We start from the raw sequence: 22,323 nt of genomic DNA, 5'->3' as shown, positions 1-22,323 counted from the left end.
GTCTGATGAAATAAAACCCTTATTGATTGTGATTCCGAACATGCAGGTCTTATTCTAGTCAAGACAGCAATAAACCCGTATAAGCCAAATCCTAAAGAGCTGTGGGATATGTCTGTCAGACAGCCAGGGTGAGATTTTCAATCAGGAGTTACAAAAGCAAAGGGCAAGGTAAAGACCTTGCCCTTTGCTTTTGTGATGACTTTAAATGAAGATCAGCTGCGCGTAATCGGCAAACCCAGGTCTTCGGTCAGGCTGATATGTTTTGCCAGTTCGAGTTTGGCAATCGCATTGCGATGGACTTCATCCGGGCCGTCTGCCAGGCGCAGCGTGCGGTTGCCTGCCCATTGCGCCGCCAGCGGGAAATCACCGGAAACCCCGCCTGCGCCATGTGCCTGTATCGCCCAGTCGAGTACTTGCTGTGTGACATTGGGTGCCAATACCTTGATCATGGCGATTTCTGCCTGCGCATGTTTGTTGCCGACGGTGTCCATCATGTAGGCCGCCTTTAATGTCAGCAGGCGTGCCGTATCGATCTGTATGCGTGATTCGGCAATGCGTTCGCGCCAGATGCTTTGTTCTGAAATTTTCTTGCCAAAGGCGGTGCGGCTGTTCAGGCGCTTGCACATCAGCTCCAGCGCACGCTCAGCCACACCGATGGCACGCATGCAGTGATGTATGCGACCAGGCCCAAGACGGCCCTGGGCAATTTCAAAACCACGGCCTTCACCCAGCAAAATATTCGACGCTGGCACGCGCACGTTTTCAAACAGGATTTCGCAGTGCCCATGTGGCGCATCATCGTAGCCAAACACGGGAAGAGGGCGCACGACAGTAATGCCTGGTGTCTTTGCATCCACCAGTATCATCGATTGTTGCGAATGGCGCGCTGCATTGAAATCAGTCTTGCCCATCAATATATACACCGCACAACGTGGGTCGCCAGCGCCGGATATCCACCATTTATGGCCGTTGATGACATAGTCGTCGCCGTCACGGTCTATACGGGTTTCGATATTGGTGGCATCTGAAGAGGCAACACCAGGTTCTGTCATGGCAAAGGCTGAGCGGATTTCGCCGCGAAGCAGGGGTTCCAGCCATCGTTTTTTATGTTCTTCCGCCCCATAACGTTCTATGGTCTCCATATTGCCGGTGTCAGGTGCCGAGCAATTGAATACTTCAGGTGCCCAACTGACACGCCCCATGATTTCGCATAAAGGGGCATAGTCAAGATTAGACAAACCTTCTGGGGCACGCACTGATTTTGGCAGGAATAAATTCCACAAGCCCTGGGCGCGGGCTTTCGGTTTCAGGTCTTCTATGATCTGGGTCGCAAGCCAGCGGTTACCCTTTTCTGTGCCATTGCGGTCAATTTCTGCCTTATATGCTTTTTCATTCGGGTAGATATGTTCATCCATGAAATGCAAAAGCCGGCCTTGCAATTCTTTGCAGCGATCTGAATATTCGAATTCCATGTTGTCTCCGTGATGGTCTGCTATAAATATAGCTACTTGCAATGTAAATGAATTTACCGCTGCTCAAGCCTGTTTTTGCACATAGCTCCAGCCCAGTTCAGCCATGGGTCTTGCCGCTTCACCGGATTTTTTTGCCTGCGCGCTGGAAGCCGTGCCATCGACATAGCGCTTCATGATGCCTTGCAAAATACCTGCCATGCGGAACAGGTTATAGGCCAGATAGAAATTAAAATCTTCAGGGCGTATGGTCTTGCCGGTGCGCTCACAATACTTGGCAATGTATTCCTGTTCGCCAGGTATGCCCAGGGCTTTGTGATCAAGCCCGGCAATGCCACGGAACTGTCCTGGTGTCACATGCCAGCTCATGCAGTGATAAGAAAAATCTGCCAGTGGATGACCGAGTGTTGACAGCTCCCAGTCCAGCAAGGCCATGATGCGCGGTTCGGTAGGGTGGAACATCATGTTATCAAGGCGGTAGTCACCATGCACGATACTGGTGTCGTCACCAGCAGGGATATTGTGCGGCAGCCAGGCGATCAACTTGTCAATGGCTTCGATTTTTTCTGTTTCTGAAGCACGGTATTGCTTGGTCCAGCGGTCTATCTGGCGGGCGAAATAATTGCCAGGTTTGCCGTAATCTGCGAGGCCAATCGCGGCATAGTCGATGGTATGCAATTGCGCAATGACGCGATTCATTTCATCATAAATTTCAGCGCGCTGTTGCGGTGTCATGCCGGGCAGGGATTGATCCCATAGCACGCGGCCGTCGACAAATTCCATGATGTAAAAGGCCCTGCCCAGCACTTCTTCGTCACTGCACAGCGCATATTGGCGTGCGGCCGGAAAACCGGCCTTGTTCAAGGCATCCATGACCTTGAATTCACGTTCTATTGCATGGGCGGAAGGCAGCAGTTTGGCGACAGGGCCTGGCTTGGCGCGCATCACATAGCGCTGGTGTCCGGCAGTAAGTTTGAACGTGGGGTTGGATTGACCACCTTTGAATTGTTCAACGACCAGTTGGTCTGCCAGTGACGCATCGAAACCGTCTACATGCTGTCGCATATAGTCTGCCAGTGCTGCCACATCAAATTTTTGACGGTCAGCTACCGGCATGGTGCCCATGAATTCTTCAAACATCGGTGTCTCCCAATTGTTTCAGTTTTAAGTTGATCTTACGCCTTGCCAGCCGGATGCGCTGTAGCGTTTAAAACTATTCTAACTCAAATAATAGAACGTTCGTACTATTATTTGCCTGTTTGTTTTCTAGGTTTAGGTGCCGCATGTTTAGCCTGTCTTTATTCCTGCCTTACGGCATTAGCAAAGGCGGGTTTGGGATCATACTTTTTTTGTACATGAATCCCATAAATTCTTATATTTGATATTCCATTCCACTTATTTCTAAATTCGAAAGTGTGAGGTACCCACTGGTCGTTGGCGAATTCTATTTTCAATTCCTGGATAGCATTATTGGTCCCATACAACGGTCGCAATAAGTCTTGCTTGCCTGATGTCGCATCGTACACATCAAACCAGCCAACTGACTGCTGGGATGTGCCAACACTGCTATATTTAACCGTCACTTCATACTGGCCCTTCCCGAGCAGGAGGTAAGGGCCATATGTAATAAACCCTGACTCATCGATTCCTTGCTCTCCAATCCGTGTCGAATCCTTCAGCCTGCCCGATTGAGAAGGCAAATCAATCGCCTGAAACCAGGCATCATCATCAGGATGATTGTTATGGAAACCGACAAGTACAATACTTAACCCAAATGCAAGCACTGCATATCTTATAAAAACGGGAACTTTCCCCTCACGGGGAAAACCCATGATAAAAACTGTTGTGATAAAACCTGCCCACATATAGTTTGGTGCATAACTAAATGCCCAGGTGGTGTTGTAAAACATCGGCAACCAGGAATGAACAGGTAAATAATAAATTGAATAACTATCAAACCAGGTATCAACTGCTCTCTTGTATGAATTAACGCCTATGATTGCGTAAAGATAAAAAAAGCAGAGTTGCAGCAGTACTGATACGCATACTATTATCTTAAAGAGTTTTTCTTTTGTTTCTGCAATTCTTATCAGGCCATATATGGTGGGAATAATGAATATACTTGCGCCTGCCCAGGCAAATCGCCCCGAAAAACTTGTGCCTCCATACCAGCTTGGATGCATGGCGTTGGGAACGATCAGGGATGAAAAAATCAAGCCCCACGTTAAGGCGAAACGCTTGTTGAACCGGTAAAACCAGGCGATTGCCAGGACACCAATCAAGTTAACAGGGTTCTGTAATAAAAATCCCTGATTCTGATCGAAATAAAGACCAAATAAGACCATCAGACTTGTTGTGCTGATTTCCATGGCGTCGGACTGGTAAGGACCGGATATTTTTCCAAAAGCGTAATTATTATAAATAGCCAGCAAAGTGCAGGAAATCGATGCGACCAGAAGCAGTTTCAAGACCCTCCCTATCTCCTTTGATTCACGATACATATTGCTTGCCACTGTCAATACGATGATTGCACAGCTTACCGCAAACTTTATTTGTAGCCACGGCAAAAAAACGATTACAAGTGCCAACAAGAATTCGTGAAGCGATGAGCGTTTTTGTTGTGGCGTAATACACCAGTAGAGGCCAGTCAGTATGATCATGCCAGCCAGGATGTCAGGGTATATCTGGCTTGATGCGGGAATGAAAGGCATGGATATGCATATCACCATGACTGCCCAAAATCTGTGTCTTTCGTTCTTTGAAAAAAGTGAACTGAAATTCCAGCTTGCCAGGATAATCCCCGCACTGCAAAAAACCATAAACAGTTTTGCACCGAGCGTCCCGCCATATAGAAATGGTATGGCAATCAATAAAGGGAGTCCGATATTGTGGACATTGTATTTTCCATGCGGGCCCGCTATGGCGTGAGAATTCTCGGGCGTCAATTGAGCGTCGGACGCTGCAAGTCCTTGTTTAAATATCTTACGTGTTTTAAATTCGTCTTGATACGCGCTGGTTTGTTCAAAGGTATGATGTTGAACCAGCCCATTTGCCATAATGAGGTAATGTGGCTCATCTCCTGTGACGGGATTGATGTCCCTGGCAGTCCATATCAGTAAAGTCGTTATCGATAGTAGCAAGTAAATAAAAAGAATTTTTGTGACTGGGGATCTTTTCATTCCTATATGTCCATCCTGTTAAAAATAGATCCTGGCAGATGGCGGATGATCATCATGATAATCATCCATTTGCCAGGGACATAGATGACAGGTTTTCCAGTTTCAATTGCTTTCACTATCTGTTTTGCCACTTCCTCTACCGGTGCCAGTTTTGCGCCTTGCATTTTTAGATTGTTTGTCATCGGAGTATCGGTAGGGCCGGGTTTTATCAGCGTTACTTTTACACCCGAACCAGCGAGGCGATGTTGCAAACCTTGTGCATAGCGAGTAACCAGACCTTTTGCCGCGCCATATACGTAGTTGGATTTCCTGCCTCTGTCCCCCGCGACTGAACCTATTAATGCGATATGTCCGTGCCTTGCGCTGGACATATGTTTTGCAAACGCTTCGGCAAACAGGACAGGTGAAACGCCATTGATTCCCAATGCATCTCTGCAAGCCTGCAAACTGCTTTGACACATCGTTTGATCTGGTAGCGAACCTTGCGCGATAAGGCATATATCAACAGCTCCTCTGGCGCTGATATCGTTCACTGTCACCTCAATCGCGGCAGGATCAAGAAAATCGGTTTCGATTAACTCTATATCTGACTGGGGGCTGCGGACCATCAGATCAGCCGCTACGCGCTGTAGACGGACAGAATCCCTGCCAATCAGGACGAAATCTACAGGTCCTGATTGAAGCCATATTCTCGCGCAATGCTCAGCAATGGATGAAGTGGCACCTGCGATAACGATTCTTTTTTTATTATTCAATTCAACTTCCCATTAAACGACGCGACAAGCCGGAACTGATGCCGGGATCACGGTAATTTATAAATTCATTGAGACGCGGGTAGCCTGCTTCGAACAAATCGCGTGGCATGCGGGCGTCTTTGGCAGGATAGATTCGTCCGCCAGCTGAGCGGACAATGGCATCAAGGCCTGCAAATAATTGATGCGTTCGTTGCCCATTATTGGGGAAATCCAGAGCCAGGGTCACGCCAGGCTGTGCAAAACTGAGCATGCCCGCTGACTGGCGGTTACCAAAAGTTTTCAATACGGCGAGAAAAGAACCGTCGCCTGAACGGGTAATCTCTTTCAGCATTTCCTGGATCGCGGCTTTCCCGTTTTCACGTGGCACTACACTTTGATATTGAAAAAATCCTTTCGGACCGTACATCCTGTTCCACTCCAGAAGATTATCAAGTGGGTAAAAGAAAGACGTATAGTGTGCAATGCCTTTGCCTGCGCGCCATTTTTTTAAATTGTAATAAGCGCTATTAAATGGTCTTAGTGATAAACGATTGACCAAAGACAGGGGCGGTACAAACGGCATGCTGCGTTTATTAATCGTTGGTTCAGGAAGATGGCTGATGTTGTCTGGATTACCCCGCATGAATATTCCCCGTCCAGCAATACCTGAAATGCAGTCAATCCAGGAAACGGTATGTTCCCAACTGGCCTCCGAGCAATCTGCGAGATAGAAGAATTTATCCAGATTATCGTAGGGAATGGTTTCTGTTTCCAGCCATGGGCCGGCTATGCGGCGCAACTTCAGTTCTGCTTGTATGATCAATCCCGTCAGGCCCAGGCCGCCTATTGTCGCTGCAAACCAGTCCGGTTTCTGCGTGGGGCTGCATACTATCGTTTCCCCATCGGTGCGCAGCAATACAATGTGCTCGACATGGTCGCCAAAACAGCCGAGCAAATGATGGTTTTTGCCATGCACGTCATTGGCAATGGCCCCACCTACGGTGACCATTTGCGTGCCAGGCGTCACAGGTAAAATCCAGCCGCGCGGAATCATTAACTGCTGTATATCCCTCAACAGCACGCCAGCTTCACAGGTCAGCCGGCCAGTATTCTCATCAAAGCTGATCAGGTGATTTAATCCGGTAGTAAGCCAGAGCAGGCCATCAGGATTGAGGCAGGCATCGCCATAACTGCGGCCCATCCCGTGAGCCAGTCCCAAAAGTTGTGCATTGCAGACCAGGTGCCTGGCCTGGCGTGGATCGCTGAGGCTAAGGACATGATGAGAATCTGCACTTAAGCGTCCCCAGGAACTGATCTGTTTCATGCAGGATCCGCATGAAATACGTAACGTTTATCCAGTTTGTATTTGCATAGGTAACCTATTGCCAAACCAATGATACCACCAACATAACGCATTTCCCTGGTGTGGAAAAAAAAGTCAAAGCAAAATTCGAAGCCCCAGAAAACAGTTGTAGTTGCCAGGCCCATCAAGGAGTAGAGCGCAAACATCTTGCTATCCTGGACCGTATTTTCGGTTTGATATTGAAAAATATAGCGTTTATCGAGAATGTATTTAACGATCAGGCCTGCTGCGGTGCCGACTGCGAGAGAAACAAACATGAAAAACATGCCATTGTAATGACGGGTAACGATATCTTGTGTTCCAATGTTTACTGCTGTCGCAATTAATGCGAACATCGCATACATTATTGTCAATTGCATGGTTAAAAAATTATCATGGAATTAAAATGGATAGACTATGCATGATAACTTAATAACTCATACCATACCAGCACGCCTGCTTGGCTTATTGACGCTGATGCGTCCCAAGCATTGGATCAAAAATGCTTTTGTTCTTGCCCCGCTCATGTTTACGGGGGAATTTGTCAATATACATGCAGTGAGCCACGCGTTCTTTGCAGTGCTGCTTTTTTGCCTGGGATCATCGGCGACATATATTATTAACGATATGCATGATGTCGACGAAGACCGGCGACATCCCGTAAAATCCAGGAGCCGTCCGTTGGCTGCCGGTATAGTCAATCTACCTATGGCATTGATTTTGCTCGCAGTGCTTTATGCAGCGTTATTATGCGGCTGGTTTTTTGCTCCTCAAGTGGTGCTGGTTGTCGCTGCGTACATGGCATTGAATGTCGCCTATACTTTTGTGTTGAAACACCAGCCAGTGATAGATATTTTCACTATCGCCATCTGCTTTGTGCTTCGTGTTTATGCCGGGGCGGTTGCCTTATCGGTACCAGTCTCGGCATGGATGTTTGTTACTACGCTTTGTCTGGCTCTTTATCTTGCGGCGATCAAGCGGAGACAGGAGTTAATCCAGAGCGGTACGGCAGGCCGCAAGGTACTTGAAAAATATTCTGTGGCTTTAATAGACCGTTATGCAGAAATGTCTGCAACCTGTGCCCTGGTCTTTTACGGAATGTTTGTCATGTCAGCCAAGCCTCAACTGATTATCACTGTACCCCAGGTATTGTTTGGATTATTCCGTTACTGGTATGGCGTCGAAGCGTTGGATAATGGCGAGTCACCGACAGAAGCCTTGTTGACAGACTGGCAGCTTTTATTAACGGTCGTATTATGGGTGGCTGCTTGTTTATGGGCATTGTGGCCAGTCCAGGGATGAATATGAATTTTTCGTATTTATTGACGCCTTTCACAGCATGGCTGGTGGCCGGGAGCATTAAATTTGCCATTAACAGCATCAAGGCAAGGAAACTGGCATTTAGTTTGATTGGCTATGGTGGGTTGCCAAGCAATCATAGCGCCATCGTCAGCAGCATGGTGACACTGATAGGCATGAAAGAGGGTATTGCTCATCCGGCTTTCGGAGTGTCTGTGACACTGGCTTTTATTGTCATACTTGATGCGAACAGTTTGCGTCGTCAAATAGGCAAGCATGCCGAAGCAATCAACAGATTGAATGACTCAGGCGATCAAAAGCTATTGCGGGAGCGTGTCGGCCATTCACGTTTCGAAATTGTGGCTGGCATCCTGACTGGTGTAGCCGTTGCTGCTGCTATAAAACTGATTTTGGGTTGATGTGCTTGGTTGTACGCGGCGAGCATTGCAACGCAAAATGGCGTCGTGCAATAAATTAATCAGTGCTTCAACAAGAAATTTTTATAATAAATTCAATACACCATCCAGTCCGACAAAATTCAAAGCCACGTCAGCCTGTTCCCGCACTACGGGCTTGGCCCTGAAAGCGACAGACAGGCCTGAAATTTTCATCATCTTCAGGTCATTGGCACCATCACCCATGACGATGGCCTGTTTGGTGGAGATGCCCATTTCCGCGCATACGCGTTCTACGGTTCTTTGCTTTTCATCCGCATCGACGATGGTGCCTGTGACTTTGCCGGTCAGTTTGCCATTGTCGATTTCAAGTACATTGGAATGCGTGTAATCAAGATTGAGGCGGGTTTTCATGCGGTCAGTAAAGAAAGTAAAGCCACCAGACACGAGCAAGGTTTTCAGTCCGGCTGCCTGTATGGTCTTTAACATCTTGTCCGCACCCAGTGACAGCTGCAGGCGTTCGTCATAGACACGTTGCAGCGCTGAAGCATCCAGGCCTTTGAGCAGGGCAACGCGGCGTGTCAGGCTTTCCTGGAATTCCAGTTCACCCCGCATGGCGGCTTCGGTAATTTCTGCCACCTGCGGCTTCAGGCCCTGCATGTCAGCGATTTCGTCTATGCATTCTATGGTGATCAGTGTGGAATCCATATCCATCGCCACCAGCTTGAAGTCAGACATGCTCAGTTTTTGGTGTTGGGCGGTCACATCCAGTTGCGCAGTTAAACATTTGTTGCGAATAACTGTCAGCAAATCAGCATTACACGTCACATTTTCAAGGCGCACAGCCTGATCATTGATTGGCGCTATCAAGGCTTTGGTCTGCTCAGCGATGCTGGCAATCAGTGCATGGTTGTCAGCCAGACTGCGGTTCAGTCCCTGTATGGTCAAATGCATGGTATTCATAGTGTTAAATCGTAAGTTGATCAGTGCAGGGCTTTGATGGTTGCCTTGATTTGTGCCACGCGACTGGCCAGATCAGGCATATTTGCCGTGATGCGCAATTTGTCTTGCCCGTTCAGTTTGATGTGTTTGTTCTTTTGTACGAGTTCGATAATGCGCATACCGTCAATAGGTGGCTTGGGTTCAAATTGCAAGGTGGCGGCTTCACTGTGAGCATCAATCTTGATGATGCCCAGCGGTTTTGCCGCGACGCGCAATCTGTGCGTTTCCAGCAGTGATTTGACGGGTTCCGGCAATTTGCCAAAACGGTCTATCATTTCTTCCTGCATATTGTCGATGGCGTCCGCCTTGCTGCAATTGGCCAGGCGCTTGTAGATGGACAGGCGTTCATGCACATCACCACAGAATTCATTTGGCAGCAGGGCAGGGATGTGAAGATTGATTTCAGTAGTGCTCGATAAAGGCGCTGCCAGGTCAGGTTCTTTGCCATTCTTCAATGCGCGCACAGCTTCATTGAGCATGTCGGAATACATCTGGAAGCCAATCTCATGCATTTCTCCGGACTGGTTATCACCCAGGACCTCACCTGCGCCACGAATTTCCAGGTCATGCATGGCGAGATAAAAGCCACTGCCGAGTTCTTCCATTTGCTGGATGGCGTCCAGGCGGCGGTTGGCCTGTTTGGTCAACCCCTGCACGTCATGCACCAGCAAATAGGCATAGGCCTGGTGATGTGAACGACCCACCCGGCCACGCAATTGATGCAATTGCGCCAGCCCGAATTTATCGGCCCTGTGCATGATGATGGTGTTGGCGGTGGGCACGTCGATACCGGTTTCGATAATCGTCGTACATAACAATATATTGTGACGCTGAGCGACAAAATCCCGCATGACTTTTTCCAGGTCGCGCTCATGCATCTGCCCGTGTGCCACGACTACCCGTGCCTCTGGTAGCAGTGCTTCCAGCATGGCTTTGCGATTTTCTATGGTTTCGACTTCATTGTGCAGGAAATACACCTGTCCGCCACGCTTCAATTCACGCAGACAGGCCTCACGTATGACGGAATCATTTTCGCTACGTACAAAAGTCTTGATGGCAAGACGCTTTTGCGGTGCCGTGGCAATGATGGAGAAATCACGCAAGCCTTCCAGTGCCATGCCCAGGGTGCGCGGTATTGGCGTAGCGGTCAGCGTCAGTACATCGACCTCTGCGCGCAATGATTTCAATGCTTCTTTCTGGCGAACACCAAAGCGGTGCTCTTCATCGATAATAACCAGGCCAAGGCGGGCAAACTTGACATCGTCCGACAGCAGTTTGTGCGTGCCGATGACGATATCGATCGTGCCATCGCCCATGCCCTTGATGGCCAGGTTGATTTCCTTGCCAGAGCGGAAGCGCGACAATTCGGCAATACGCACGGGCCAGTTGGCAAAACGGTCAGCAAAGGTTTGTGCATGCTGTTCAGCCAGCAAGGTTGTCGGCGCCAGAATCGCCACCTGCTTGCCACCCATGACTGCGACGAAGGCGGCACGCAGGGCAACTTCGGTTTTACCAAAGCCAACATCACCGCAAATCAGCCTGTCCATCGGTTTGCCCGAGGTCATGTCGCCAATGACTGCGGTGATTGCAGCGGCCTGGTCTGGTGTTTCATCAAAGCCAAAACTGTCTGCAAAGGCTTCATAATCCCTGGCTGAGTAGTCAAAGGCATGACCCTGGCGCGCCGCACGGCGCGCATACAGGTTCAATAGTTCAGCTGCCGTATCGCGGATTTGCTGCGCGGCTTTTTTCTTGGCCTTCTCCCACTGGCCAGAACCAAGGGTATGCAAGGGTGCGTCTTCAGGGGCTGCACCTGAGTAGCGTGAAATGACATGCAATTGTGATACGGGTACATACAGCTTGGTATCCTTGGCATATTCCAGGTGCAGGAATTCAGTTTCACCTTCCCCCAGATCCATGCTGATCAGCCCCATGTAGCGGCCTATGCCGTGGTTGCTGTGTACAACCGGGTCACCTATTTTAAGCTCGGACAGGTCGCGCACCATGTGCTCGACCTGGGTGACGGCTTCCTGTTTTTTGCGGCCTATGCGCTTGCCGCTGCCTGCATATAATTCGGCTTCGGTGATGAAGGCCAAGCCTTGCGCCAGCACGAAGCCGGCATGCAAGGGGGCGACGCCCAGCATCAGTTTGGCATCACTGGTCTGGAAATCGACAAAGCTTTCACAAAGGTTCAGCCTGATGTCATATTCATTGAAATATTGCAGCAGGGTTTCGCGGCGGCCCATGGTTTCTGCACAAATCAACACGCGCTTGTCGGTTTGCAACAAAAATGAACGCAGGTTCGTCAGCGGGTCATCAGCGCGGCGATTGACTGCTATATCAGGTAGAAAACTTGATACTTCCGAGGCTGCCATGGCCTTATCGGCACTGGCAATCGTCCAGCGCGCTTCTGGTTTTAAGGCACCGAAAAAATCTTCGTCACGCAGGAATACCGTTTCTGGCGACAGGACGGGGCGTTCACGGTCAGACTTCAGAAATTGATAACGCGAGCGGGTATCGTTCCAGAAGCGTTGAATTGCTTCGTCTATGTCACCCAGCAAGACAAAATAAGGAGCTTTGGGCAGATAATCAAACAGTGTGGCGGTTTGATCAAAAAATAGCGGCAAATAATATTCAATACCCGCAGAAGCAATGCCGTTGCCGATGTCTTTGTAGATCGCAGAACGGGAAGGATCGCCTTCGAAGGTTTCACGCCAGCGGCTGCGGAAGGCAGCACGTGCCGGTTCATCCATGGGAAATTCGCGCCCCGGGAGGAGGCGGACTTCAGGTACGGGATAGAGCGAACGCTGGGTATCGGCATCAAAAGTACGTATGCTCTCTATGGTGTCACCAAATAAATCGAGCCTGTATGGCAGGGGTGAACCCATGGGGAACAGATCGATAAGGCCACCGCGTACAGAATATTCGCCGGGTGACATGACCTGGCTGACGTGGCTATAACCTGCCAGCGTCAGTTGCGATTTGAGTTTGGCTTCATCCAGCGTATCGCCCTTCTTGAAAAAGAAGGTGTAGGCGGCCAGAAATGACGGCGGTGCCATGCGCAGCAATGCCGTCGTGGCAGGTGCCAGCAAGACATCGCAGTTACCGTTCTGGATTTCATGCAGACTGGCCAGACGCTCAGACACCAGGTCCTGATGCGGTGAAAAGGCATCATAGGGCAGGGTTTCCCAGTCCGGTAGCAAATGACAGCGCAATTCAGCGTTAAACCAGGGCAATTCATCCAGTAGCCGCTGGGCGTCACCGGGATTGGCGACAAACACGGTCAGCATGCGTTTTTCGGCCTTTAGCGTCGCCGCTGCTTGTGCCAGTGCGTAGGCATCGGAAGAACCATGCAGATTCGGGAGCGCCAGTCTATGGCCAGGTTTTGCTAAAGATTTGCTGAAATCAAATGACATTGCGGCTATACAGGAAGATGCCGTAAAACCTGCTTACGGAACAAGATACGCGGTTAAAATGAGCGCCTAATTATAAACGAAGGGGCTCTTTCCTATCGAAGAGCTTATATCTGTCTTTTTATGGTAACGGATTCTATATTTGCAGTAGCACCACAATATGTCGCGCTTATCCCTGCCGCAGGCGTGGGAACGCGCATGGGGGCAGCAACCCCCAAGCAGTATATGGTGTTGGGAAATAAAACTATTTTGCAGCATACCGTGGATGCTTTCCTGAACTTTGCGCCAGTGCAGCATACTTATGTCGTAGTCAGTCCTGATGATGGCTATGTTGATAGCTGTTTGCAAAACTCAGATCGCCTGACAGTTCTGCGTTGTGGCGGTGCCAGCAGGCGTGATTCTGTCAGGAATGGCTTGCGTTTGCTTGCTAATAGACTGGCCAGCCAGGATTGGGTACTGGTGCATGATGCCGCCAGGCCTGGGTTGAATAACTTGCTTCTGCAACGCTTGCTGGATGAGGTAGGATCGCACCCAGTTGGTGGTTTGTTGGCATTACCTGTGGTGGATACTGTCAAGCGAGTACATAACGGGAGGGTGGAGACTGTCCCCAGAGATGGCCTTTGGCTGGCACAAACACCGCAAATCTTTCGTTATCAACTATTGTGCGATGCGCTTGACGCGGCTCAAGAAGTGACGGATGAGGCAAGTGCTGTTGAGGCGGCAGGCTATGTCCCCTTGCTGGTGGAAGGGCATGCCTGTAATTTGAAGCTGACTTTGCCGGGCGATGTGGCACTTGCAGAAAAATATCTGAGTATCGGTAAAGAATAAAGGAAGATTGATGCAGAATAAGATGCAAGCCTTCAGGATAGGTCAGGGTTATGACTGTCACGCGCTGGTGCCTGGGCGAAAATTGATTATTGGTGGTGTCGATATCCCGCATGCGACCGGTTTGCTCGGGCATTCTGATGCCGACGTGTTGCTACATGCGATTACCGATGCGCTGTTTGGTGCCGTGGCCTTGGGTGATATAGGACGACACTTTCCCGATACTGACGCCCGGTTTGCCGGGGCTGACTCGCGTGTTTTATTGCGCGAAGCCATGCAGCGTGTGCATGCGGCCGGGTATGTGCTGGGCAATCTTGATGCCACTATTATTGCGCAGGCGCCCAAGATGGCTGGACATATTCAGACGATGGTGGCAAACATTGCAGCAGATTTACAGGTGGATATCACGCAAATCAATATCAAGGCCAAGACCAATGAGCGTTTGGGCTATCTGGGACGCGAAGAGGGAATTGCTGCAGAGGCGGTGGTGCTGGTCTTTCCACTGTCAAACAACTAAACTGCATTTAGCATAAAAAAATGAATGGAGATTTGTATGAGTAAAGAAAATTTAAAACAGTTATTGGGGCAGTTGCATCAGGAGCTGGCCGGCACGGCCGATATCGATGATGAATTGAAAAACCTGCTGGGACAATTGAATCAGGATATACACCTGGTACTTACCAATGGTCAGGCTGGTGATGATCCGGTTTTTGCTGCATTAAGTGAAAGATCGCAAGCTTTGTCAGCGCGCTTTGCTGCGCAACACCCGAAACTGGAACCTGCCTTGCGTGAGATTGGCGTCATGCTGGAAAAAATTGGCGTATAGCTTTGCGACCAGTTTCTCAAATAAAAATTTCAGATTTTCTTAAAACCGCCGCTGGCGGTTTTTTTATATCCAATTACTTGCAAATATTTTAATTTAAAGACTATTCTGTATTTCATAGGCGTGTTCAGCGAGAATTTACAGGATATTCTATAATTTCAGTAATTCATGAAAATTCAGGAAATCAGGGAAATTGAATATGGAAACACTAAGCCCGCTGACACAAAGATTCATCTTGCATTTTGGTGAGATGGGTAGCCGTTGGGGCATCAACCGCACCGTCGGGCAGATTTATGCCTTGTTGTATGTGCAATCGCGTGCACTAAATGCCGATGACATTGCCGAGGCACTTGGCTTCTCGCGCTCCAATGTCAGTATGGGGTTGAAGGAGTTGCAGGCATGGCGTCTGGTCAAGCTGCTGCACAAACCTGGAGACCGGCGTGAATATTTTGAGCCGCCAAAAGATATCTGGGACATCTTCAAGGCCTTGCTGGAAGAGCGCAGGCGGCGCGAAATAGAGCCCACGCTGTCCATGCTGCGCGATGCTTTGGTGGAGAATCCTGCCAGTGATGCCGACAAGCTGGCGCAAGAGCGTATGCGTGAAATGTATCAACTGATAGAGCTGTCTACCTCTTGGTTTGAGGATGTGCAGCGTCTGTCACCTGAAACTCTCGCGTCCCTGATGAAAATGGGCTCCAAGGTCAAGTCCATATTGGATATACGCGATAAATTCCGTTTTGGTGGTGGCAAAAATGAGCAGGCGGAAGACGCATCTGATGGATTGGCTGCAAAGGTGCCTGACGAGGGAAAATAATGAGCGCTATCTATTCTTTAGGGCGGTTGAAACGTTTACCTTTGTGGCTGGAAATTACTTTGGCGATCTGCATCAAGGTGCTTATATTGAGCCTCTTGTGGAATGCCTTCTTTTCGAGGCCACAAACCAGGCATATGCGTCTGCCAGCTGAAAAAATGGAACAGCATCTGTTATCACCCACGCAGCATGAAAGTACTGCTTTCTATGCACCGGACCCAAACGCACGACAAGTGCAAACCGAAAACAAGCCGGATCAGCAAGTGGAATTAAAGGAAAAACATGGTACCCATTGAAGAAGTCGTCAACCTGTCGCGTCTGCAATTTGCGGCAACGGCGATGTATCACTTTTTGTTTGTCCCGCTGACGCTGGGCTTGTCCTGGATTCTGGTCATCATGGAATCGGTCTATGTGATGACAGGCCGTGAAATCTACAGAGATATGACAAAGTTCTGGGGCAAGCTATTTGCCATCAATTTCGCCATGGGCGTCACCACCGGCATTACCCTGGAATTTCAATTTGGTACCAACTGGTCTTATTATTCGCATTATGTCGGCGATATCTTTGGCACGCCACTTGCCATAGAGGGCATGATGGCTTTTTTCCTTGAGTCGAGCTTCGTTGGTTTGATGTTTTTCGGCTGGAACCGATTGTCAAAGCCAGCGCATCTGGGCGTCACTTTTTTGGTGGCTCTTGGCTCGAATCTGTCTGCTTTATGGATATTGATTGCCAATGGCTGGATGAACAATCCCGTCGGTGCTGATTTCAATTTTGAAACCATGCGCATGGAGCTGGTCAGTCTCAAGGATGTGTTCTTTAATCCGGTGGCGCAAGTAAAATTCGTGCATACAGTGGCGGCTGGCTACGTTGCCGCATCCATGTTTGTACTTGGGATATCTGCTTACTACCTGCTGAAGGCGAGGGATACTGCTTTTGCCATCAGGTCATTTGCGATTGCGTCTGCGTTTGGCCTTGCCTCAACCCTGTCTGTCATCGTGTTGGGAGATGAGTCAGGCTATACCGCAGGCGAGGTCAATAAAGTGAAGCTGGCAACCATAGAGGCCGAATGGGAGACAGTGCCAGCACCGGCGCCGTTTACGGTGATCGGCTTGCCCAACGATAAAGAAGAGCGCACTGATTACGCTATCAAGATACCGTATCTGATGGGGCTTATTGCCACCCGTTCAACGGATACCCCGGTGACAGGCATTAAAGATCTGAAGCTGGAAAACCGCATCCGCATCGTTAACGGCATGCAAGCCTACGCTGCCTTGATGCGCCTGAAATCTGGCGATAAATCACCTGAGGCGCGCGCCGAATTCGAAAAGCTGAAAAAAGACCTGGGTTATGGCCTGCTATTGAAAAAATACACGACAAATGTGATCGATGCAACACCAGCCCAGATTGACAAGGCAACGCATGATTCGATACCCAGAGTGGCTCCGATGTTTCTGGGTTTTCGCCTGATGGTGGGCCTGGGCATATTGTTTCTGTTTATTTTCTCGACTTCTTTCTACTTCCTGATACGCCGTCGCCTGGCAAAGCAAAGGTGGCTGCTGAAACTGGCCTTGTACAGCATTCCTTTACCCTGGGTGGCGATAGAGACCGGCTGGATCGTCGCTGAATATGGTCGCCAGCCCTGGACAATCTCTGGTGTTTTGCCCACGCATTTATCGGCATCGACCTTGCAGGTGAATGATTTGTACTTCAGCCTGGCAGGTTTCATGGGGTTTTATACCTTGCTGCTGGTGATTGAATTATTCCTGATGTTCAAGTATGCCAGGCTGGGTCCCAGTGCCTTGCATACGGGTAAATACCATTTTGAACAAGACGCCGCTCAGCCTTCCAATACTGCAACAGCCAAGCCTTAGGAGTCACCATGTTTGAATACGAAACATTAAAACTGATCTGGTGGGGCTTCGTCGGCATCCTGATCATTGGCTTTGCATTGATGGACGGTTTTGATTTTGGCGTTGGCATCCTGTTACCTTTCGTCGCCAAGACCGATATGGAAAGACGTATAGTCATTAATTCCATTGGGCCTACCTGGGAGGGTAACCAGACCTGGTTCATTGCGGCTGGCGGGGCCTTGTTTGCTGCGTGGCCGCTCGCATATGCTGCTGCATTTTCAGGTTTTTATGTGGCGCTGATGTTGTTGCTTTTTTCGCTGTTTTTCCGACCCGTGGGTTTTGATTATCGCAGCAAGGTGCAGGATACTCGCTGGCGCTCTGCCTGGGACTGGGCCTTGTTTATTGGCGGTTTTGTGCCCCCACTGATTTTTGGTGTCGCCTTTGGCAATCTTTTGCTGGGTGTGCCTTTTCATTACGATGAAACCATGCGGCTGGAATACATGGGCGGCATTTTGGGTCTGCTTAATCCTTTTGGCTTGCTTGCAGGGCTATTAAGTGTGGCCATGCTGACGATGCATGGCGCGGCATTTTTACGCATGAAGACCGAGGGTTTGATACGTGAGCGGGCCAGAACGGCACTGCTGGTTGCCGCCGCTATCGCGTTCTTGAGTTTTGGCTGCGCAGGTATCTGGGTGGCATTTGGCATGGATGGCTACCGTATCATCAGCATGCCTGACGTGAATACCGCCTTCATGCCGACCATGAAGGTCGCTGAGCGCAGCCTTGGTGCCTGGCTGGACAATTTTGGCCGCATGCCCATCTTGTGGGGCTTGCCTGTAGCTGGTTTGCTTGCGGCAATACTAAGCCCGCTGTTTGCTTGCAAAAACAAGGATATGACTGCATTTTTAAGCAGTGGCCTATGTGTTGCCATGGTCATACTGACGGCCGGTGTAGCGATGTTCCCCTTTGTGATGCCTTCATCGTTAAACCCTTCCAGCAGCCTCACCGCCTGGGATGTTGTCGCCAGTCATAAAAGCCTGGGGGTGATGTTCTGGGTGGTGGTAATTTTCTTGCCTGTCATCATTATTTACACGAGCTGGATATACCGCGTCCTGCGCGGCAAGGTCAATGAAGCGCATATCAATGCAAACGAACATTCGGCATATTGATATAAAATCAAGGTATAGAGGAGAAATGGCATGTGGTATTTCAACTGGATATTGGGTGTAGGCCTGGCGCTGGCATTTGGCATCATCAATGTCATGTGGCTGGAAGCCAATTACGCTTTTGGTGACCGTGACGAGGCACAAACCAGGGAGCGCTTTGAGCTGGCGCGGCAAGAGTATAAGGAAAGCAGGGAGGGCAAACGTAGCTAGTCATACGTCTGCTCTGTTACCTCTGCTACAATACGCGGTTAGTCTATCGAATTGGGTGCCAAAACCCATTTTCTTTCTTGTCGCATACAATGCGCAATTACTTATTAATTACACACACCTGATCAGCCATGCAGATTTCACAAAATACCGTTGTCAGCTTGAATTACACCATGTTCAACGCCGAGGGCGAGGTCATTGACCAGAATCAACACCCCATCGTTTATCTACATGGCGGCTATGACAATATTCTTCCGGCAGTGGAAGCAGCGCTGGAAGGTAAGGCCGTTGGCGATAAAGTATCGGTGACGCTGGCACCAGAAGATGGTTTTGGTGACTTTGATGAAAGTTTTGTACGTGAAGAAGACATCAGTGCTTTCCCGCCGGATATCGAAGTTGGCATGATGTTTGAAACACGCGATCCTGAAACTGAAGAAACCATGCAATTTCGCGTAACGGCAATTGATGCTGGTGTAGTCACGGTCGATGGCAATCATCCTCTGGCTGGTATGACCATTCGTTTTGATGCAGAAGTGCTGGAAATACGTGAAGCAAGCGACGAAGAAGTAGTGCACGGTCATGTGCATGGCGAACATGGTCATCACCATTGATATGCCGTCTGGCATCTTGATGATGGATGCCTGAACGCAATATCATAAGCTTTAGCCTTATCTCTGTACGGGGAGTGCAATACATCTGCACTGCCCCGGCAATTACTGCAAGTCTGCAGTGCGAATTTCAGTCCAAGTGCAAGCAAGAGTGTGTATGAAAGACTATTATTTTGTTCTCGGCATCGCTACTAACGCGAGTTTGGCCGATGTAAAAAAAGCGTTTCGTCAAAAGGCAGCGGAGTTTCATCCCGACCGGAATGATTCTGAACTGGCGCCAGAAAAATTCCATGCGGTAAAAGAAGCCTATGATGTCTTGTCAGATGAGGCAGCACGGTCAGCTTATGATGAAAACCGGCGACGCAATTTGCTGGATTCGCCGCTGGAGACAGCGACCGAAATCTGGAAGAATTATTTATCAGGAGTATTGCAGTGAAATTGTCACGTTTTTTTGAAGATCTGATGTCGGTCTATAAAGCTGAACTGGAAGATTTGAAATCCGACTCGGAAGGCAAAAATGTGTTGAAGGCGAGACTGCGTGAAAAGGCAGAACAGTTGCCCATGTTATTGCCCATGATGGAAACCAATCCTGAAATGCTGGCAGTTGCCTTTCACGAAGGTTTTATTTTCATGAACCCCCTGGTAATGGAATCCTTATCAGGTAAAGAGGCGGGCAAGTTACCTTCCTGGAAAACCTTGTCTGCCGCCGTCAAGCTTGAGCCCTGGGCAGAACCTCTGAGCCGTATCGTCTTGAAAGACCCGGCAGGGGAAGCATTTCTGGTTGTTGCAGCCGGGCTGGAATATCTGAATCGCAGTCAGCAATCGCGCAAGCACAGTGATGCCAATACGCTGGAAGAAGATGATGAAGATAAAGAAGCCAATGAAGCCAATGACGAGTTGAAAGAAAGTGGCGATCTGGATGGGCAGTACGGCCGTCATGGTCGCGATGATGGTGATGACGGTGATGACTATGATCTGGGTGAGGCTGGTGCTGACTGGCTGGCTGAACAAGGCTTTGACCGCAAAGAATAAGGAGCATTCATGAATTATCCTGCATTGATAGAAGCCCAAAGCCTGGTACTGGCGGGCGATATAGCCGGTGCCGAACACGCATTGGCAAACCTGGCTGAAACCGAGGGCGACAAGGCACTTGTCGCTGCACTGGATGAATTCCCGGCCAAGGATTTGCTGGCCATCATCCGTGAATATGATGCATCCAAAGAGTCGCTGGTGAACTTGCTGGTCACGCCTGAGCAATTTGCCCAGGCAGTTGTGCTGGAGCGTCGTTATGGTGACCAGACGCATGAGCAATTGCGCGGCATGATCAATTCCGTCATTTTCCGTGATGGGGCTGACCCGGCAGAGTTTTTGTATGAAATTGCCGAGGTAGATGGCGGCTATGACGCCCTGGTTGATTATTTGCTGGACCGTACGCAAATGGTCGAACATTTCTATCGCTATGCGACCTTTGACTTGTATGAATATGGTGATGAGTCAAAAACGCGTGCGATAGACGACGACTTGCTGAACCTGACACGCGATACCGAAAGCCTCGCTTCGCCGCTCGATATGGCGAATCTGGAAGATCACGACTGGATGCAGGTGACCTACATCTTGCGTTATGAGTTGCCAGAGATTTTCCGCGAAGTGCTGATGAAGTTGCGCGCGCGCTACAAGGCGTATCAAGCCAGCCTTGCACAGGATGAGCTGGAAGGCGAGGGCGTTGCTGAAGAAGAGGAAGAAGAGCGCCCTAAAAACAATGATGATGGCGATGACAAGGACGATGACGAAGAGTCCGCCCTGTAATTCACTCGCCATATTGGTTTGATGCAATGCATGCTGATGGTCTTGGCCTGCATTGCAATGATTTCTTTGTTTGCTGCGCTGCAATCAAGTTTGTTTGATCTGGAAATTCATGCCTGAAAATAATTTTGAAATTGCCTTGTCGGATAACCGGCCATTCTTTGAATCGGCTTTGCGTTACGGTGTGCAGCGGGCGATTATCACCAGCGCAAAAATTGCGGCGATAGAGGCAGAGGCGCCAAAAGGTATGGTGCAAATTGCTGACGCGTTTGGCAGTAAATATCTGCGCCCGGAAATTGAGGCGGCGCGCAAGCGCATCGTCAACCTGGCCAGTCTGTACCTGATAGAGAATACCCGCGGCGACCTGGAGCTGGCTGCAAAAATGATACGCGATAACACCTTTCTGACGTTGTCACGTGGTGGCTCGGGCTTGCTGAAGGCCTTGTTTGCCATGCCCGAATATGCATTGCTGGGGCGTGAAGCAAAAGGCAAGGTGGAAGATTTTCTGGAAGCCTGGTCGCTCAAGGAAAAACCAATCGAATATAGAAATACCCTTGAACACCGGCAAATGAATGCCCTGGAAATCGAGGCGGGATATTGGTTCGGCGAGACACTGGGTCTGTCAGCCAGTTTTTTGCATGAAGAAGACGTGGAGGCAGTTTCTGTCGTCCGTACGGCTTTGTTGCAGCAAATGTTTGGCAGGCCTGACGAGGTTTTGCAAAACCAGATTGAATTCGCGACACTTTTAAATGCCATGCGCTCATTGAGTGCGGCGAAAATTAAAAAGGCGTGGTCGGCGCTTGATATGGAAGGTATTCCTGCGCAGTTCCATGGCATTGTCGAACGTATTTTGGGCGAAATCAAGGCGCATGACCTGCCGCGCATGCAGGATCAGTCATCTTCGCTGGACAAGCTCGTATTTGAATTAAAGGACCGTTACTACTTGCGTGATCATGAAGTTGAAGACACTTCAGAATACGATGCGCTGGTATCGAAAGAATGGACCAGGCTAACCAAGGGAAAAACCGATATTGATTCGCTATTGACGCTGTTCATTTGCATAGCAGGTGAAATTCCGGCGAAAACGACTTTACCGGAAAAAACAGCAAAAAGTCTGGTGAAAAAATTTCGTGAGACGGGCTTTCATCCGGAGCTGGCAACCGAGTGGATAAAAACCACGGCGCCTCATGAAAAACAGGAGGGGCTGCTGGAAGACTGGGCTAATTTCGTCGACGATGCCAATAATTATTTATTGGATGACTGGGATACCAATTTCACTGGCGCCATGCGTTTTCTGGACGCGAATTGTCATATCCAAAAGCCGGCGAAGAAGTAATGTATGAATGGCGGTTAGCATTAATCGCCATTCCTCTTGTTGTAAGCAGGAATGGCTGATCCT

The 22,323-nt window shown here is 49.3% G+C and carries 23 protein-coding genes; 15 read left to right on the top strand and 8 right to left on the bottom strand.

The genetic code is table 11. The annotated features are described in order from the left end of the window. Window positions 1-212 precede the first annotated feature (212 nt). The 6 genes from ACO0LH_RS21840 to ACO0LH_RS21815 all read right to left on the bottom strand — a co-directional run bounded on the left by ACO0LH_RS21840 (window position 213) and on the right by ACO0LH_RS21815 (window position 7,104). Window positions 213-1,472 carry an acyl-CoA dehydrogenase family protein gene (locus ACO0LH_RS21840; RefSeq protein WP_422943244.1) on the bottom strand — a complete coding sequence of 420 codons (1,260 nt, stop codon included), beginning with the start codon at window positions 1,470-1,472 and terminating at the stop codon, window positions 213-215. 63 nt (window positions 1,473-1,535) lie between these two features. Next, complete coding sequence (locus tag ACO0LH_RS21835; protein WP_422943243.1) at window positions 1,536-2,609, bottom strand: phosphotransferase family protein; 1,074 nt, start codon at window positions 2,607-2,609, stop codon at window positions 1,536-1,538. A gap of 158 nt (window positions 2,610-2,767) precedes the next feature. Beyond that, window positions 2,768-4,648, bottom strand: coding sequence for a hypothetical protein (locus ACO0LH_RS21830; RefSeq protein WP_422943242.1), 1,881 nt, complete (start codon window positions 4,646-4,648; stop codon window positions 2,768-2,770). A 2-nt stretch (window positions 4,649-4,650) separates the two neighbouring features. Then, complete coding sequence (locus ACO0LH_RS21825; RefSeq protein WP_422943241.1) at window positions 4,651-5,403, bottom strand: SDR family NAD(P)-dependent oxidoreductase; 753 nt, start codon at window positions 5,401-5,403, stop codon at window positions 4,651-4,653. A gap of 1 nt (window position 5,404) precedes the next feature. Beyond that, entirely contained in the window at window positions 5,405-6,706 is a 1,302-nt protein-coding gene (locus ACO0LH_RS21820; protein ID WP_422943240.1) for an FAD-binding protein, read from the bottom strand. Then, the gene (locus tag ACO0LH_RS21815; protein WP_422943239.1) at window positions 6,703-7,104 is read right to left on the bottom strand and encodes a GtrA family protein; all 402 of its coding nucleotides are present in this window, start codon (window positions 7,102-7,104) and stop codon (window positions 6,703-6,705) included. Before ACO0LH_RS21815 ends, ACO0LH_RS21820 begins: the two co-directional genes overlap by 4 nt. Window positions 7,105-7,141: 37 nt before the next feature. Between ACO0LH_RS21815 and ACO0LH_RS21810 the strand changes: the two genes are divergently transcribed. Both ACO0LH_RS21810 and ACO0LH_RS21805 read left to right on the top strand, forming a co-directional pair. Next, on the top strand, window positions 7,142-8,026 hold the full coding sequence (locus ACO0LH_RS21810) for a decaprenyl-phosphate phosphoribosyltransferase (RefSeq protein WP_422943238.1): 885 nt from the start codon (window positions 7,142-7,144) through the stop codon (window positions 8,024-8,026). 2 nt (window positions 8,027-8,028) lie between these two features. After that, window positions 8,029-8,442, top strand: a complete 414-nt coding sequence (locus ACO0LH_RS21805) for a divergent PAP2 family protein (protein WP_422943237.1) — start codon at window positions 8,029-8,031, stop codon at window positions 8,440-8,442. An 81-nt stretch (window positions 8,443-8,523) separates the two neighbouring features. Here the strand turns inward: ACO0LH_RS21805 and serB are convergent, their stop codons facing one another. Together serB and mfd are read right to left on the bottom strand one after the other, a co-directional pair. After that, the gene (gene serB, locus ACO0LH_RS21800) at window positions 8,524-9,372 is read right to left on the bottom strand and encodes a phosphoserine phosphatase SerB (RefSeq protein WP_422943291.1); all 849 of its coding nucleotides are present in this window, start codon (window positions 9,370-9,372) and stop codon (window positions 8,524-8,526) included. Window positions 9,373-9,401: 29 nt separating this feature from the next. Next, entirely contained in the window at window positions 9,402-12,833 is a 3,432-nt protein-coding gene (gene mfd / locus ACO0LH_RS21795; RefSeq protein ID WP_422943236.1) for a transcription-repair coupling factor, read from the bottom strand. 120 nt (window positions 12,834-12,953) lie between these two features. Here mfd and ispD point away from each other — a divergent pair, with 120 nt between their 5' ends. The 13 genes from ispD (at window position 12,954) to ACO0LH_RS21730 (ending at window position 22,260) form a co-directional block, all read left to right on the top strand. Then, on the top strand, window positions 12,954-13,658 hold the full coding sequence (ispD, locus tag ACO0LH_RS21790; RefSeq protein ID WP_422943235.1) for a 2-C-methyl-D-erythritol 4-phosphate cytidylyltransferase: 705 nt from the start codon (window positions 12,954-12,956) through the stop codon (window positions 13,656-13,658). A 10-nt stretch (window positions 13,659-13,668) separates the two neighbouring features. Then, window positions 13,669-14,172 (top strand): 2-C-methyl-D-erythritol 2,4-cyclodiphosphate synthase, encoded by a 504-nt coding sequence (gene ispF, locus ACO0LH_RS21785; protein ID WP_422943234.1) that lies wholly within the window; start codon window positions 13,669-13,671, stop codon window positions 14,170-14,172. 36 nt (window positions 14,173-14,208) lie between these two features. Then, the gene (locus tag ACO0LH_RS21780) at window positions 14,209-14,481 is read left to right on the top strand and encodes a DUF4404 family protein (RefSeq protein WP_422943233.1); all 273 of its coding nucleotides are present in this window, start codon (window positions 14,209-14,211) and stop codon (window positions 14,479-14,481) included. A 196-nt stretch (window positions 14,482-14,677) separates the two neighbouring features. Continuing rightward, window positions 14,678-15,292: a GbsR/MarR family transcriptional regulator gene (locus tag ACO0LH_RS21775; protein WP_422943232.1), complete on the top strand. Its 615-nt coding sequence runs from the start codon at window positions 14,678-14,680 to the stop codon at window positions 15,290-15,292. Then, window positions 15,292-15,585, top strand: coding sequence for a cytochrome oxidase putative small subunit CydP (gene cydP / locus ACO0LH_RS21770; RefSeq protein WP_422943231.1), 294 nt, complete (start codon window positions 15,292-15,294; stop codon window positions 15,583-15,585). Before ACO0LH_RS21775 ends, cydP begins: the two co-directional genes overlap by 1 nt. Continuing rightward, window positions 15,572-17,161 (top strand): cytochrome ubiquinol oxidase subunit I, encoded by a 1,590-nt coding sequence (locus tag ACO0LH_RS21765; protein ID WP_422943230.1) that lies wholly within the window; start codon window positions 15,572-15,574, stop codon window positions 17,159-17,161. Before cydP ends, ACO0LH_RS21765 begins: the two co-directional genes overlap by 14 nt. 8 nt (window positions 17,162-17,169) lie before the next feature. Then, on the top strand, window positions 17,170-18,309 hold the full coding sequence (gene cydB, locus ACO0LH_RS21760; RefSeq protein WP_422943229.1) for a cytochrome d ubiquinol oxidase subunit II: 1,140 nt from the start codon (window positions 17,170-17,172) through the stop codon (window positions 18,307-18,309). Between the two features lie 30 nt (window positions 18,310-18,339). Continuing rightward, on the top strand, window positions 18,340-18,516 hold the full coding sequence (gene cydX / locus ACO0LH_RS21755) for a cytochrome bd-I oxidase subunit CydX (RefSeq protein WP_422943228.1): 177 nt from the start codon (window positions 18,340-18,342) through the stop codon (window positions 18,514-18,516). A gap of 128 nt (window positions 18,517-18,644) precedes the next feature. After that, a complete protein-coding gene (locus tag ACO0LH_RS21750) occupies window positions 18,645-19,124 on the top strand; it encodes an FKBP-type peptidyl-prolyl cis-trans isomerase (protein WP_422943227.1) in 480 nt (159 codons plus the stop codon). A 154-nt stretch (window positions 19,125-19,278) separates the two neighbouring features. Beyond that, window positions 19,279-19,557 (top strand): DnaJ domain-containing protein, encoded by a 279-nt coding sequence (locus ACO0LH_RS21745; RefSeq protein ID WP_422943226.1) that lies wholly within the window; start codon window positions 19,279-19,281, stop codon window positions 19,555-19,557. After that, window positions 19,554-20,153 (top strand): hypothetical protein, encoded by a 600-nt coding sequence (locus tag ACO0LH_RS21740; protein ID WP_422943225.1) that lies wholly within the window; start codon window positions 19,554-19,556, stop codon window positions 20,151-20,153. The genes ACO0LH_RS21745 and ACO0LH_RS21740 overlap by 4 nt, the downstream gene beginning before the upstream one ends. 9 nt (window positions 20,154-20,162) lie before the next feature. Further along, window positions 20,163-20,927 carry a hypothetical protein gene (locus ACO0LH_RS21735; RefSeq protein ID WP_422943224.1) on the top strand — a complete coding sequence of 255 codons (765 nt, stop codon included), beginning with the start codon at window positions 20,163-20,165 and terminating at the stop codon, window positions 20,925-20,927. Window positions 20,928-21,036: 109 nt separating this feature from the next. Further along, window positions 21,037-22,260 carry a hypothetical protein gene (locus tag ACO0LH_RS21730; RefSeq protein ID WP_422943223.1) on the top strand — a complete coding sequence of 408 codons (1,224 nt, stop codon included), beginning with the start codon at window positions 21,037-21,039 and terminating at the stop codon, window positions 22,258-22,260. Window positions 22,261-22,323 lie beyond the last annotated feature (63 nt).

Origin of the sequence: Undibacterium sp. TJN19 (assembly GCF_049339485.1) — a bacterium.
Classification (GTDB): Bacteria; Pseudomonadota; Gammaproteobacteria; order Burkholderiales; family Burkholderiaceae_D; genus Undibacterium.
The sequence above is the reverse complement of the archived record's forward strand: the minus strand, read 5'-3'. Positions and strand labels throughout refer to the sequence as shown.